Source organism: Staphylococcus sp. IVB6181 (assembly GCF_025561445.1).
GTDB lineage: Bacteria > Bacillota > Bacilli > Staphylococcales > Staphylococcaceae > Staphylococcus > Staphylococcus simulans_B.
The window spans coordinates 202,137-217,265 of record NZ_CP095096.1 but is presented as its reverse complement, the minus strand read 5'-3'; the positions used below and the strand labels follow the sequence as shown (position 1 = coordinate 217,265).

Genomic DNA, 15,129 nt, shown 5'->3' with positions numbered 1-15,129 from the left:
TCCCCCTTAACAGCTCATCCTTACTTCAAGTGAATCGGTCCGCCCGGTCCTACTGGAATACCTAGCAGATACCAAATCACAAGCAATAACGTCCAAAAGATACCGAATGCGACAGAATACGGCATAAGCCCTGCAATCAATGTACCTAAGCCGATATTCTTTTGGTATTTTTGTGCAAAGGATAACAACAACGGCAAGTACGGCATCATCGGTGTAATCGGGTTCGTAATCGAATCCCCGACACGATAAATTGTTTGTGTAAATGCCGGATGGTAACCGAGCAGCATCAGCATAGGTATCAGTATCGGTGCTAAGATAGCCCATTTCGCAGAGGCGCTTCCCATCAGCATATTAATACCGGCTGAAAGAATCAGGACTCCTAAAATAAGTACTACACCATTTTGACCTTGCAAGGCATCTGCGCCTTTGATGGCTAAGATTGTTCCTAAATTACTCCAAGTAAAGTATGCGAGCATCTGCGATGCGAAGAAGACAATCACGATAAATGGTCCCATTGTACTCATCGCTTCGCCAAGCATTTCAGCAAATTGGCGTGACGTACGCATCGTCTTTGCGACAAACCCATACACTAAACCAGGTACTAAGAATAAAATCGTAATAATCGGTACAATGCCATCCATTAACGGCGAGTCATTGATAATACTGCCTGTCTTCGGATTTCTCAGCAAACCGTTTTCTGGAATTGTCAGTGCCGCAATGACAAGTAATACCACAACTAAAGCAATGTTCGACCAAATCATGGCACGGCGTTCAAGCGGTGTTACATCTGCTTCAGCTTCTTCTACACGGTTCTCGTAATGTCCGAATCTCGGTATGACAATTTTTACCGTCACAAACCAAGCCACAACTAACACTAATACTGTAGAAGCACATAAGAAATAATAGTTCATCGCCGCATTCACATGGACAGCGTCGCTGACCAATTTAGCTGCGGGTTCTGTAAAGGAAACCACTAATGCGTCAGTCATCCCGATGACTAAACTGGCTGAAAATCCGCCGAGTGCTGAGGCATAAGCCATTACCAGCCCAGCAATCGGATGATAGCCTAATTTAATAAAGACCATCGCCGCAATCGGAGGCAATACAATCGGTGCTGCATCCCCGGCTGCGTTCCCTAAAATCCCGACAAATATAATCACCGGTACAATAATTTGTTTAGGTGCTTTTTCAATTGTGTATTTCATCACAGTTTCAAAGTAGCCTGTCTTTTCTGCTATCCCTACCCCGATCATAACGACCAGTACTAAGCCGAGCGGCGGGAAGGTTGCGAAGTTGTTAACAGCTTCAGAAATCATTTTCGCAATACCGCTAGGTGTTAATAAGTTCACTGCTTCAACGACTTTCCCATCAGCCGGATTCTTCGCTTTTACACCTAAGCTCCCTGTAATAAACGAAGCAATTAAAATAATCACACATAATGAAATAAAGATAACGACTGGATCTGGAAGTTTGTTCCCCGACTTCTCAATGATATCCAGAAATTTGTCCATAAACCCCTTTTTCTTTGCATTCTCTTTCATACACAGTCCCCCCTGTTTTATGCGAGTTGGGGTTATTATATACAGAATTAAATCAATTGTGCAAATAATTCTGAAAATTGAAATTAATACGGTTATCTTACACGATCCGGGGAATATAAGTAGGTAATTGAATATACACCCTTTTCTCTCAAAAATATAATTCTGCATAACAAAAGCGGAGCTGTCTATTACAGACAACTACGCTTCTTTATACTGCGCATGTATCTTATTTTTTATTTAATTCCAATGTTTCTGCAGATGCTTTACGTACTTTGTTTAATAAGTTCGTATCTTCGATTAATGATTGACCATAAGATGGAATCATTTCTTTCAACTTGCCTGACCATTGATCTAAATAGTCTGGGAAGTTTTGTTCGATAATTTCTAAAGCAACAGACACTGAAGTTGAAGCCCCTGGTGATTCACCTAACATTGCGACCACTGTATGGTCTTTAGAGTGTACGACTTCTGTACCGAATTGGATAAAGCCGCGGCCATGTTCTTTTGTATCTTTAATGACTTGAACACGTTTGCCGGCAATGTGTAAATCCCAATCTTCGTCTTTCGCATCTGGAACGAAACGACGTAATTCTTTCATACGGTCTTCTTTTTTCATCAGCATTTGCTGGATTGAGTATTTCACTAATGATAAGTTTTTCGCACCCGCCGCAGCCATTGTTAATAAGTTATCGCGGTTAAGTGAGCGGAATAAATCCAAGTTAGAACCGTGTTTTAAGAATTTAGGTCCGATAGCTGCGAATGGTCCGAATAACAGACTTTCTTTTCCGCGTACATAACGACGGTCTAAGTGCGGAACTGTCATCGGCGGTGTGCCTGGCGGCTCTTTGCCGTAAACTTTCGCATCGTGCTGCTGTACGATTTCTGGTTTGTTGCAGACTAAGAAAGCACCGCTGATAGGGAAACCGCCTAAGTGTTTGCTTTCTTCAATACGTGTTTTTTGAAGTAATGGAATTGCTGCACCGCCGGCACCGATGAAGATATAGTCAGCTACATATGTTTTAACTGTATCTGCATCTAAGTCGCGGACTTGCACTTCCCATTTTTTGTCAGCACGTTGTTCGAATGAGAAAACTTCATGACGATAGTTTAATTCCGCATTCGGATGTGCTTCTAAGTTTTTCGCTAATTTACGCGTTAATTCCCCGAAGTTCACGTCTGTACCTTTATCGATTTTACTTGCCGCAATCGCAAGATGCGGTGAACGTTCATGCATCATCAATGGCATCCATTGAGCGAGTTTTTCGCGATCTTCAGTATATTCGATATCAGAGAACATCGGTAAATCTTTTAACGCTTCATAACGTTTTTTCAAGAATTGTACGTTTTTAATTCCTTGCACGAAACTGATGTGCGGTAATGGATGGATAAATTCGCGCGGATTTTCAATCGCATTGGTTTTCACTAAGTGAGACCAAAATTGCTTAGAAATCTCGAACTGCTCATTAATCTCTTTTGCTTTCTCTACATCTACTGAACCATCCGGTTGTTCTACCGTATAGTTTAATTCGCATAATGCGGCATGCCCAGTACCAGCATTACTTGTATCATAAGAACTTTCCAACCCAGGACCATCTAAGCGTTCAAATAACTTAATGTTCCAGTCAGGTTGAATTTCTTTTAAAAATGAACCAAATGTTGTGCTTAAGACCCCTGCACCAATCAAAATAACGTTTTTTGATTCTTGACTCATTTGAAACCACCTTCCTCATTTTAATTATCCGGTCATCAGATGACTTGACCTTCATTGCTTTACTTATCTATCTTAAACCATTTGTGACAAAATTCCAAAACATTTTGTTTATAAATTATTTGATTTTAGGGATTAACAGAACTTTTTTTAATAACTAGACGCTTACTTTTATTCATTCTCTATTTCAGCTCATCTTAAACTTATCTACGCTTAAGAAGAAAAAACAGCCACTTGCGCTAGACTTACCGATAAACACTTTTCATATGATAGACTTGAAGTAACTAGATAGAGAAAGGAGTCGCATCATGCGCGAACAAAACAACGATTATATTTATCATACAGAATCCGAGCATTCTGACCCCTCTTACATAACACCATCTGAACCCAAACAGCACAGACCCAAGCAGCGCAATCATCCAGACAATATTCGTCCTAAAGGCAGACGCTGGTTAAACATTATTTTGTGGATTGTCTTTATGTTTGTATGCACAACACCTACAATTGTTGCGATGCTGATGGTTGGTTTTGCTGCTTCTAAACCGAATATGAATGCTATACCGTTTATCGCATTGGTCGCATTATATATTGTTTGGTCCGGACTCGTAGCTTTACTGCTCGTCTGGTATTACCACAAAAAAGGTTATGAAAAAATGAAACCGCTTCGTCTCGTCGATATCGCTTGGAATATTTTATACTTCATAGCGACACGCATTTGGACCGCTGTTTGCATGATTTTAATTGCATTGATCTTTAAGGAACAAAGTTCCCCTAATGACGAAGCACTCTTGCAGCAAGTACAAAACTTGAAAGATTTCAGCAATCCTATCATCGTTATTGCTTTAGTTATCTTTCTTGTGCACATCTCTTTTGTAGGTCCGTTTTTTGAAGAAATCACATTCAGAGGCATATTCAAAGAAACACTCTTCTCTAAGTTTTCATTTTGGTGGCCGATGCTGATATCCTCTGCGATATTCTCACTCAACCACGCCACTGGCAACATTATAGGCTTCTTCTTATATATGGGAATGGGTGCTTGTTTCTATCTTGCTTATCACCGACGCAAAAATATCTGGGACAGTTATATGGTCCATGTACTCAATAACGCTACAGCAAGTGTAGTTATTTTAATCACATTAATATTCATGTAAGCATACTTAAAAGGCGCGCCATTGCGGTGCGCCTTTTACATTATCTTTAGACTTCCCTACGTCTCGGTCAGTCTTCTATTTTAACGACAATTTTACCTTTCGCATGACCTTGTTCTGAGTATTCAAGGGCTTTTTGTGTTTCATGGAAAGGATAGACACGATCAATGACCGGTCTGATTTCATTTTCTTCAATCAGATTCTTAATCGTACGCAGTTGCTTTCCGCTCGGATGCATTAAGAAGAACTCATAATGCACGCCGTATTGTTTGGCCCACTTGCGCACATCTCTTGATAAAAACCAAATACCTGCACGCTTTGTTACACCTAAATGCCATTCATCTGTGAACTTTTCAGTAGGAGGGCCGACTAATGATGCAATCGCACCGCCGCGTTTTAAGATGGTAAACGATTGTTTCAGGTTTTCGCCGCCCATCAAATCAAACACTCCGTCATAATCAGATAATACATCCCAAAAGTTAGTTTGTTTATAGTTGATGATTTCATCTGCGCCCAGTTCATGAACTAAGCGCTCACCTTTTTCACTGACTGTCGTTGCGACATGCAAGCCCATCACACGTCCAAGCTGAATCGCAAAAGTACCGACACCGCCAGAACCTGCTTGTACCAATACCTTGTCTCCTTCTTTAAGATGCATGACCTCATGAAAGGCTTGATACGTTGTTAAGCCGACTAACGGAATACTTGCGGCTTCTACGAAATCTAAATTACTCGGCATCAACGCTATATCATGCTGATCTATCGCAAAATATTGCGCGAATGTCCCGATTTTTGTTTTATCCGGACGTCCGTATACTTTATCTCCTACTTTAAACTGTGTCACATCTTTACCGACCTTTTCCACTACACCTGCTAAATCATTACCAAGAATAAGCGGAAATTGATGTTTCATCACTTGTTTTAATTTACCGTCCCTGATTTTGAAATCCACCGGATTAATACTTGCGGCTTTCACCCTGATCAATACTTCTTCTGCATTGATTTCAGGTACAGGAACATCTATCATTTCTACAGGATTTTTTCCGTATTTTTTCACTGCCATCGCTTTCATCATTTCAGACATACAACTCACTCCTTATTTACTGATATTCTATGATTTTAAAAGTGGTGTGTAATGCATAATACCCGCACAATAAAAGGACTAATGATTGCGTTTCAACTATAGCTTTATACCATAAATGATAATGAGAGATATAGTTACTACATTATTAATAATTATACTTCTTTCAAGAATCTTATAGAATCTATAGTAAACCAAAAAAGTATCGCAACATTTTTACAATGCACGATACTTATAAACTGTATTTTAATTTTTAAAATTTATAAAATCATAATAAACTAAGCTATTTCTGCTTGAGCAGTGTACATTTCTCTGAGATAATCACCCACTTCTTCCGCATCAGGTAATGGTCTGGCACTATATGCTTGGCTAATTAAATCCATGTAAGTTTTTTTAATAAACTCTCGCGCATCACCACTCGCATACATAATCTTCAATACCTTATCAAAATCTTTCTTTAAGAATGTATCTTCCATTATCTTATTAAATTCCTCTTGTGTAAGCCCGGCAAAAATTACGTTTTGAATAAATTCTTCTTTTGCAATTCTGAGCATAGCTACAGCATCGTCTTCAATAAAGCCATCAAAAACTTTTTTACTAATCATTGTACCCATTGCACTTCCTGCCATTCCACCGACAAAAGTCCCTACTACTGGTACGAAAGACCCTAACGCAGCACCTACAGCTAATCCACTTACCCCACCTATACCTGAAGTTAATGTATTTTTAATTATTTTTTTTGAAGATATTCTGCCTCTTAAAAAGTTATAAACATCAGGACCTACAGTGACACCTACACTTATTAATGTTAAGGTACTGCCTGTAATCATTTTAGTAGCTTGACCATCAGTATTAATATTTTTCAAAAATTTTGAAGCAATAGCTTTCTCACCAATATTTTTTCCGATATGGCTTCCTGCAAATTGGCTTGCAATCATATAAGTAAATCCAGAGAACACAATAGGTTTAATTGTACCCATTAGAGCTTGCTTCCTAGCATCTTCCTCTTCTAAACCATTCCATTTGCATGAACAATATACCCAAACACCTGAGATAATACTTGAAGGTAATGCAATAGTAGCCCCTGTGAAAAAATCTAAACCAGCAGAATACATTAGCTTTTGCCTAAAAGTAACTTCTTTTTTAACATTTGATCCAGTCTCAATAAGCGATTGACTACGTCTATCAAAGATGCTAGTAGTAGCAATTTGAGCTTGCTCATACGTCATTGGGGATTTTTTAACATATTTATGTGCATTTTTGGAAGCTGTCGCTTTAGTTTCTCCCGGTACTAATCCCTGTCTTATTTTTTTCTCTACAATTTTGACTGCTTGAGAATACTGTTCTTTAGGCACTTCTATTTGCATCATTTTACCAGTTTTATGGTTTATATATTTCGGACCATCATTGTAAAATGCCTGACCAATAGACTTTCCAGCAGTCTTACAAAATTTAGTTTGTATTAGCATATTGTTGACTTGTCTATCTGCACCGTTTTTTATGATACGCTGAGTTTTAGTATCTCTTTTCGTTCCTAAAGGAATAGCATTTTTTAAGAAAAGACGGTCATATACATTTCCTGCCTGTTCACCTACAAATCCATGACCTTTCGCACTGACATTAGGATTTTTTGATTGTTTGCTAAACCTTGAATTTATAGCATTGGCATTTATTTCTCCAATATTCCCTTTTACATAGGAAAGCGTTTGAGCGTTGATGAAGTTTTTATTCCACTCTTTTTGTTGGGTTTGCTTTTTCAATTCTAAAAATGATTTCTCAACTTTTTCAATCTGTTGTTCCAGTTCAACAGTTTTCTCTATATCAATAGCTTTATCTTGCAAAATAGATTCAGCCTGCTTACTCCAACCAGAAGCTATAACATAATCTATTACTTTTTCAAATATGACTGGAGGGTTTTTTATTATAATCGGTTTGTGATTATCAATATAAAATAAAATCAAGTGATTGAACAAACTATACTGTTTATACAACCCTGACATAGAGATAGAATGTTTTTCGAAAGTATATTTATCATTTTTATTTTTCGATTCTTTATTTCTTACTTGCCACTTATATACCAACTCATTAGTAGTGATAAGATATCCGTATTCTACAAAAGTCATTTCATTTTTCGCAGGTTGAGCATTATAAATAATCGGATATACATCATCTGAGTATTTAAGTTTTGAATCCATATTAAAATATTCTGCTCTATTTATAGGAATATTCTCTAAAACCATATCCCCTTGAGTTGCAAACTCGGTTATTTCCCTTGCTATTTCCACAGCAGATAATTGGGAAAATTCTTTTTTCTTCCAATCCGTTTCTTGTTTCTTATAAAGAAAATAAACCGTTCCTATTCCTACTACAATTAAAACTAACATTGGTAAAAAACCAATTAAAATAAAAACTCCCATTAAGATTGATAATGCAATAGATATAGCTATTGATAAACCAATTGAAATTATTAAAGAAAAATTAGTTTTTTAAATATCAGTATAGACATACCTACTAACAAAAGCATTCCAAAAAATCCCATAATATTAAACAGCTCCTAAATTAAATTACACCTCTTCAACTGTTGCCAGTATCAATAAATTTATTATATAAACATATTCCTTGCAATACAACAAAAATTTTGAGGAATACTATCTTGTTACGTATATTCATATTACTTCAATTGAATTCACCATAAAATTGTGTATAAATAAAAAAGCACCGCAATCATACCCTTGCGATGCTTGTCACCTTATAATGATGCTCTGCGATGTTTCAAAGCTTCCTCAATAATTTGAAGCTGATCGACAAAGCGGACAATTTCTTTTGTAGTTAATTGGCCATCCAACGCATCTTCTACAATGTGTGCCATTTTGCGTTTCACATCGACAAGAAATTGTGCGCCTTCTTCTGTCATTTCCATTAATTTGATGCGTTTGTTTTCAGAAGGTGCTTGCTGCACCAATCCGATTTTCTCAAGCTTGTAAATTCTTTTAGATGCGGCTGTCTTAAAGATACCTTGCTTTTGAGCAAGTTCATTAATCGTCAGCCTGCGGTACGTGTGAATAATAATCAATGCCTCTAATTGTTCACGAGATACTGTATACTGAAGCCCTGCTTCTTGAAGCATTTCTGAAATAGTTTTATTAATATTCATTAAGGAAATATCAAACCTTGTCAGTGCTTCTTCCATGTCGTAACTCATCGGTGCGCCTCCGTTCTCTATATATTCATTCACTTATTATTCTAATCGTTCTGCACAGATTTATCATTAGTTGAATTTCATTTGAATTAAAGGTTTGCCGCGTTTATTGAACCAAACTAATACAAGATATTGTATCAATAACGCACCAATGGCAATACCGCCTAAGACTGCCATCACGAAACCGAAACTGAAGTGTCCGGCATTAGTAAATATCGCTTCTCTGTAACCTTATATCGCATAAGACATAGGAGAGAACGGGTGAATAAATCTAAAGAATGCGGCTGACATTTCAATCGGGAACATACCTTCACTCGAACTTAGCTGCAAGACTAGCAATAACATCGACAAGAACAGTCCGACACGGTCTAAGAATAAGACCAATAACGATGTGACTGCGAGTGATGAAATGCCCCATAAGAAACCGACAAGCAAGAATTTGCCTAGATTTTGAATCTCTAAACCAAGTCCGAAGATGACCCACAGACTTAACATTAATGCACTGAATGCCCCTTGCAAGACATATAGTAATACTTTGCCGGTAAATTGTTTCCATGGTGCTGTCTCTTTACGTAATGTTTTCGTCAACGGATAGATAGCCGCAAAGGAAACTGCACCTACAAAGAGTCCCACACTTGCCATGTAAGGCAAGACTGTTTCGCCATAATGGTCTGCTTTAGTCGGATTGTTTTCTGTGACTTTTTCAATGTCATTCAACGCTTTTTCATTTTCGTTTTCAAAGTGGACATTCGTTTGTTTTTTCACTGCGTCATCGATTTTTTGTTTAAGTTGATCGTTATTTTGTTTCAACTGTTCTAAACCGTTTGTTACCTTTTCATTGCCTTGAACGAGTTGTTCGCCTTGCGGACCTGCCATAGGTGCCATTTGTTTTAAACCTGAAGTAACTTGTTCATTACCATCGATTAATTGCCCTTCAGCATCTGACATTTGTCCTAGTGCATTAGAAGTGTCCGCATAACCTTGTTTGGACTCTTTATTCGCCGCAAACAATTCATCTAAATATTTCGCTCTTACATTGTTCTGCATCGATTTAGTCACAGTATCAATCGCTTTTTGCGCTGCTTGGCTGCCTGTATAACTGGAGCCTGGATTGACTTGTGTTTCTAACTCTATTTTCTTAGGATGCTTGCTTAATAATGTAGTCGCATTCTTAGAAGTATCTTCTGGAATAATAATCGTCCCGATAGATTTACCTTTTCTTAGTTCTTTCTTTGCTGTTGCTTTAGATGTCTCTTGGAATTTAAAGTCTTTATTATCTTTCAGCTTATCTACTAAGTCATCGCCTATAGTAATTTGTTTGCCTTGAAACTCTGCGGCTTTATCTTCGTTTACAATCGCTATTTTCAAATTGTCTGTTTTATCATAAGGATCCCATATCGAACCTACGAAGAGTGCCACATATATCAGCGGCAATAAACCAATCGCAATCAATGCGACAATTAACATCTTATTGTTTTTAATGAATTTGAATTCATTCCACATATTACTTACTCCTTTTATAGTACACCCCATGTACTATTATTGATTTTTAAACGCAAAAGGCTAATCACTGCACTTTCACGTTGTATTTTTCTCATTCAATATTGTTATTTTTAATTGTACACCCCGTGTACATTTTATAATAATAAACGCATAGTTAATCAATGTCAACAATAAACTCCCATCTTATTTCGAGTACATTTCTTCTGTTTTCTCCTGAAGACTTGCATGCTCAACAAGTAATCGGTTACAAAATTTTTAAGAAAAAATAAAGAGAACGCCTTTTATTCAGCGTTCTCTTTAATCCATTTTCCTGCTTCATACCCTAATTGTTCTAAATGTTCAAAAGCATGGTCTATCGCATCTTGTTTGTGAATAGGAGGATGCGGTTTTATACTTTGCGGGCGATCATCTAATCCTGTAATACTCATGACGGTATCAATCCCATGTGCTTTTACCGCTTCATACCCTTCTCCTGTCACACCGCACAATGCATATACAGGCAAGTCGAATTGTTTGGCAGCTTTTGCGACACCGATCGGGATCTTGCCGTAAATGGTCTGCTGATCGATTTTGCCTTCGCCGGTTATACAAACATCAGCATCTGAGAGTCTTTGTTCTAACTTTGTTTCATGTAAAACGACATCAATACCTCTCGATAGTTGTGCAGCTAAAAATGCGACTAAAGCAATTCCAGTTCCGCCTGCAGCACCGGCCCCCGGAACTGTCGAATAGTCATGATTAAACGTTTGTATAAGTACTTGATTATAGCGAGACAGTGCCGCTTCAAGCTGTGTAATATCATCTGTATTCGCACCTTTTTGTTTCGCATAAGTATGAGTTGCGCCATGCGGCCCGAGCAACGGATTGTCTACATCGCATACTACTTCAAAAACGACATCTGTTAAACGCGGATCCAATTGTGACATATCAATATGCGATAAGTGTGCAAGCGCAGCACCGCCTTCAGGCAATTCATGAGAGAAATCATCTAAAAACTTTACACCTAAAGCTTTCATCATACCTGTTCCGCTGTCATTCGTGGCACTTCCGCCTATCCCTAAAATGACTTTTTTTGCACCTTGATCAAGTGCAGCCGCAATTAATTGTCCAGTTCCATAGGTCGATGTTATTAAAGGATTACGCTTGGTACGCCGAACTTTTTCTAACCCTGAGGCTTCTGCTAATTCAATGATTGCGGTCTTTGTATGCGAGACATATGAATACGTCGCTGGGATAATACCGCCTGCTGCGTTTATGACCTTTACAGTATGAAATGTACCGCCTAAAGCATCATGCAGGGACTGCATCGTCCCTTCTCCACCGTCTGCCATCGGAACTTTATCATATACGACTGAATCCGACAGCACCGCACGCATACCTTGTTCGATTGCTTGCGCTGCGTTTGCTGCTGTTAATGATTCTTTAAATGCATCCGGCGCAATCACTACTTTATGAATAACCATACCGCTTCCTCCTTACTTAACTTCATTATATCCGCTTTTTAATACATCACAAAATATGCTTATATGACACAACTTTTAAGTGACATTATTCTTGGGTATTTAAATGTCGAGGTGAAGAAAAATGGACAGACAAGTTGTATTGAAAAAGATTAAAGATATCATGAAAAAATCCCGTATCGGGGTACTTTCTACTGCACATGAAAATGTACCTGACAGCCGTTATATGATTTTCTATGACCAAGAATTCGACTTATATACGAAAACAAGCAGAGATTCATTGAAAATCGAAGAGATAGAAAATAATCCAGTTGCACATATTTTACTAGGATATGACGATACTAAAAATCACAGTTTCTTAGAAATCTATGCAGACTTAGAAGTCACAGAAGATCCTGATGTCATTGATTGGATTTGGGAAGAATCTGATAAAAGCTTCTTCAACAATAAGTCTGATCCGAGACTCTGTGTCATTCGTGCCATGCCGCGTTCGATTCGCCTAATGAACAGCGACAGTGAAGACGTACCTCAATTAGTAGAGTTTGATTAAACTTTAAAACGCATAAATCAGCACGCAACTCCTAGAATTGCGTGCTGATTTTATATTATTTATAAGATTTCATGACACGTCGATAAATTTGTCCTTTTTTCAAACGACTGACGTATGCACGTTGATGCAAGGAATATTTTTTCTTGCGTACAACTTCTAAAATTTCGCGATACGCTTTTGCGGCCACTTCAATAATCGGACGTGCTTCTTCATGGAAGTAATCCAAATGACTTAATGCATTCTCATACATAGCATCTGCATCTTTAGCATAGCTTTCCCACAAATCAATATAGTTTTGTGTCACACCATGTTCGAAGTTTTCCTTCAAATCCACATTATAAGCTTTTAAGCGTTCTGCACTTAAATAAATACGGTCGTTCTCAAAATCTTCTCCGACATCACGTAAGATATTAGTGATTTGAAGTGCTTTACCGAGTTCGATTCCAACTTTATCGGCAGTTTTATAATGTGCTTCATAAGCTAATACCGGCGTTAAAAGTTCGCCGATGGTACCTGCCACACCGTAGCAATAGGCATAAAGTTCCTCATCTGTCTCTAAAGCAGTCATCGTCAAATCGCTTTGTACATAGTCCATTAATGTAGTAAATGCATGTAATGGGACTGGGTAAGATTGTAAAGTATCGCGAAATGCACGCATTACGGAAGCATTGCTTTGAAATGCTGCATCTTGTGAATTGCCTTGATAAATCATTTCTAAATCATGGCGAATTTGATCCAAGCGTTTTGGATCTTCATATTCATCTATACTGTCGTCTATCATTCGACAAACGGCATAAATTGCCCAGACTGCTTTACGTTCTGCCTCAGGCAGACTGTTAAAAGCATAAGAGAAAGTCTTAGAGTACTCCTCCATAATTTGCCTGCAATATTCATAATCCTCATTTATTAATTGTTCCACTCAAATCACACCTTGTTGTCTATATTCATCACAGGGATATATACCCTAAATGGATATTTATAAAGTTATTCCGCAGTTTTTGCTGGGTTTATATATTTTGAACTTGTGTCTCATACTAATTGAAAACACTGTGAATGTCATTTAATAACCTGTACATTTGTGTAAATATTTATGACTGAATGAAAGATTGTCACCCTTTTTTCAAAAATGAGCTATTCAACAAGTAAGTACTATCGTATTTTTGTGCAAGATTTCTGATAAATCGCAGTAAATCTTCCTGTGTAGTTTGTCCTTGAAGATACTCTGATTTGAGTACTTTGTGCTGTGCTTTTTCTTTTTCATCCGCAGTCTTCTTAAAGTATCCCCACATATGATCAGATGTATTGATGACAGACCCTGAGGTCGGTGTTATAGCTAAAGCAGCTGTGATCAAATTGTCTAATTCCGCTTCACTGATATTTTCTTTCATCTTATCGCGAATCAGCTGATACTGCTTTTGACTGTGCCACATGACTTCATATTTGTAGGTGCGCCACAGCTTTTCTTTTGTATATTGACTCACTATCTATGCTCCTCTTCTATCGTTCGTTTTCTCTTTACTAATAGCCGACAAGCAACGCAATCGACATCGCGACGGCACAAATAATACCCCAAAGCAAAATCAGTTTCCACGCAAATTTGAGCCATTGTATATATGAAATCTTCGCGACTGCCAACGCTCCCATCAAAATAGCAGAAGTCGGGAATAAGACGTTGCTGATGGAATCACCGTACTGGAATGCTAAAACGGTCAGCTGTCGGTTAATATCCAGCAAATCAGAAATCGGAACCATCAATGGCATCGTTGTCAGTGCTTGGCCTGAACCTGACGGAATAAAGAAGTTTAAGAAGAATTGGAAAATAAACATGACAATAATCACAATAGATGACGGGACATCATTGAGCAAGGTTGTCATAGCGTGAATAATCGTATCAATAATCTTCCCTTGTTCTAAAATCACGACAATCCCTTTCGCAAATCCTACAATCATCGCTCCGAATAAAATGTCTTTCATGCCTTCAATCATTGCATCGAATGTGCCATTCAAGCCTAATCCGCTGATCAGTCCGGCAATTAAACCTGCCAGTACAAAATTGGCACTCATTTGATTAAAGCTCCATTCATACGTAAAGATACCATAGACATTAAAAATAATCGCAAAGATAATCATTAATAAAGCGAGTGCTTGTCGTTTGGTAAAGCGGCCATAATCTACTGCTTCATGACTGTTGCCTTCAGATTGTTCAAGTTCATAGACAATACTTTTCTTTGGATTGCGTTTTACTTTACGTGCATACAACATGACGCATGTAATTGCGGCGGCCAGTATGAATAAGTAAATAATTGAACGTAAACCCCAACCTGAGAACATCGGTAATTCTGCGACAGTTTGAGCCACTCCGACCGTAAATGGATTAAGCATACCGCCGATAAATCCGCTTGCAGCACCCAATATGACCATCGCTGCACCTGTCATCGCATCATAACCTAACGTACGTGCAATCAAGACACCGATCGGCACAAAAATAATCGTTTCTTCGGCTAAACCTATAGAGAAACCTAATACCGAGAAGCCAATCATGGTTAAAGGAATCATCAAAATTTTTGAAGAACCTAAAACTTGAATCGCACGGTTAATGCCGTTTTCAAACGCACCTGTTCGATGTACAATTCCAAATGCACCGCCGACTAAGAAGATGTAAAAGACAATCTCTCCACCAGTCAATAACCCTTCAGGTACTGCTCTGAACAAATCCAAAAAGCCGACACCATGCTGTGCAATTTCATGATAAGACCCCGGGACCACTAAAGTCTGGCCGCCCTTATCTACACGTTTGTATTCACCTGCCGGAATAACGTAAGTTAACACGCAAGCCACCGCAATAATCATCATTAATAATGCATAGGTGTGCGGTGTCTTCAGTTTGAATTTAGACGTTTGATCCTCTGAATGCTTCTGTCCCTTTTCTTTCATACACA

General features: G+C 38.1%; 12 protein-coding genes. 2 read left to right on the top strand and 10 right to left on the bottom strand.

Annotated elements, in window-relative coordinates; genetic code table 11:
• Positions 1-20 precede the first annotated feature (20 nt).
• Complete coding sequence (locus tag MUA90_RS01015) at positions 21-1,541, bottom strand: AbgT family transporter (protein WP_262587769.1); 1,521 nt, start codon at positions 1,539-1,541, stop codon at positions 21-23.
• 226 nt (positions 1,542-1,767) lie between these two features.
• Positions 1,768-3,252 (bottom strand): malate dehydrogenase (quinone), encoded by a 1,485-nt coding sequence (gene mqo, locus MUA90_RS01010; RefSeq protein WP_105994529.1) that lies wholly within the window; start codon positions 3,250-3,252, stop codon positions 1,768-1,770.
• A gap of 305 nt (positions 3,253-3,557) precedes the next feature.
• Between mqo and MUA90_RS01005 the strand changes: the two genes are divergently transcribed.
• A complete protein-coding gene (locus tag MUA90_RS01005) occupies positions 3,558-4,400 on the top strand; it encodes a CPBP family intramembrane glutamic endopeptidase (RefSeq protein WP_262587767.1) in 843 nt (280 codons plus the stop codon).
• 67 nt (positions 4,401-4,467) lie between these two features.
• On the opposite strand, the gene MUA90_RS01000 is transcribed toward MUA90_RS01005, so the two are convergent.
• The 5 genes from MUA90_RS01000 to MUA90_RS00980 all read right to left on the bottom strand — a co-directional run bounded on the left by MUA90_RS01000 (position 4,468) and on the right by MUA90_RS00980 (position 11,643).
• Entirely contained in the window at positions 4,468-5,469 is a 1,002-nt protein-coding gene (locus MUA90_RS01000; protein WP_262588775.1) for an NADP-dependent oxidoreductase, read from the bottom strand.
• 287 nt (positions 5,470-5,756) lie between these two features.
• The gene (locus tag MUA90_RS00995; RefSeq protein WP_262587765.1) at positions 5,757-7,862 is read right to left on the bottom strand and encodes a hypothetical protein; all 2,106 of its coding nucleotides are present in this window, start codon (positions 7,860-7,862) and stop codon (positions 5,757-5,759) included.
• Between the two features lie 365 nt (positions 7,863-8,227).
• Complete coding sequence (locus tag MUA90_RS00990; RefSeq protein WP_262587763.1) at positions 8,228-8,680, bottom strand: MarR family winged helix-turn-helix transcriptional regulator; 453 nt, start codon at positions 8,678-8,680, stop codon at positions 8,228-8,230.
• 228 nt (positions 8,681-8,908) lie between these two features.
• Positions 8,909-10,180, bottom strand: a complete 1,272-nt coding sequence (locus tag MUA90_RS00985; protein WP_262587761.1) for a YhgE/Pip family protein — start codon at positions 10,178-10,180, stop codon at positions 8,909-8,911.
• Positions 10,181-10,461: 281 nt separating this feature from the next.
• Entirely contained in the window at positions 10,462-11,643 is a 1,182-nt protein-coding gene (locus MUA90_RS00980; RefSeq protein ID WP_262587759.1) for a glycerate kinase, read from the bottom strand.
• A gap of 121 nt (positions 11,644-11,764) precedes the next feature.
• On the opposite strand from MUA90_RS00980, the gene MUA90_RS00975 reads away from it, so the two are divergent.
• Positions 11,765-12,190 carry a pyridoxamine 5'-phosphate oxidase family protein gene (locus MUA90_RS00975; protein ID WP_262587758.1) on the top strand — a complete coding sequence of 142 codons (426 nt, stop codon included), beginning with the start codon at positions 11,765-11,767 and terminating at the stop codon, positions 12,188-12,190.
• A 55-nt stretch (positions 12,191-12,245) separates the two neighbouring features.
• On the opposite strand, the gene MUA90_RS00970 is transcribed toward MUA90_RS00975, so the two are convergent.
• The 3 genes from MUA90_RS00970 to MUA90_RS00960 all read right to left on the bottom strand — a co-directional run bounded on the left by MUA90_RS00970 (position 12,246) and on the right by MUA90_RS00960 (position 15,124).
• The gene (locus tag MUA90_RS00970) at positions 12,246-13,109 is read right to left on the bottom strand and encodes a phytoene/squalene synthase family protein (RefSeq protein WP_240430844.1); all 864 of its coding nucleotides are present in this window, start codon (positions 13,107-13,109) and stop codon (positions 12,246-12,248) included.
• Between the two features lie 190 nt (positions 13,110-13,299).
• Positions 13,300-13,671 (bottom strand): YbgA family protein, encoded by a 372-nt coding sequence (locus tag MUA90_RS00965; RefSeq protein ID WP_262587756.1) that lies wholly within the window; start codon positions 13,669-13,671, stop codon positions 13,300-13,302.
• Between the two features lie 37 nt (positions 13,672-13,708).
• A complete protein-coding gene (locus MUA90_RS00960; protein ID WP_262587755.1) occupies positions 13,709-15,124 on the bottom strand; it encodes a YfcC family protein in 1,416 nt (471 codons plus the stop codon).
• Between the last annotated feature and the right edge of the window lie 5 nt (positions 15,125-15,129).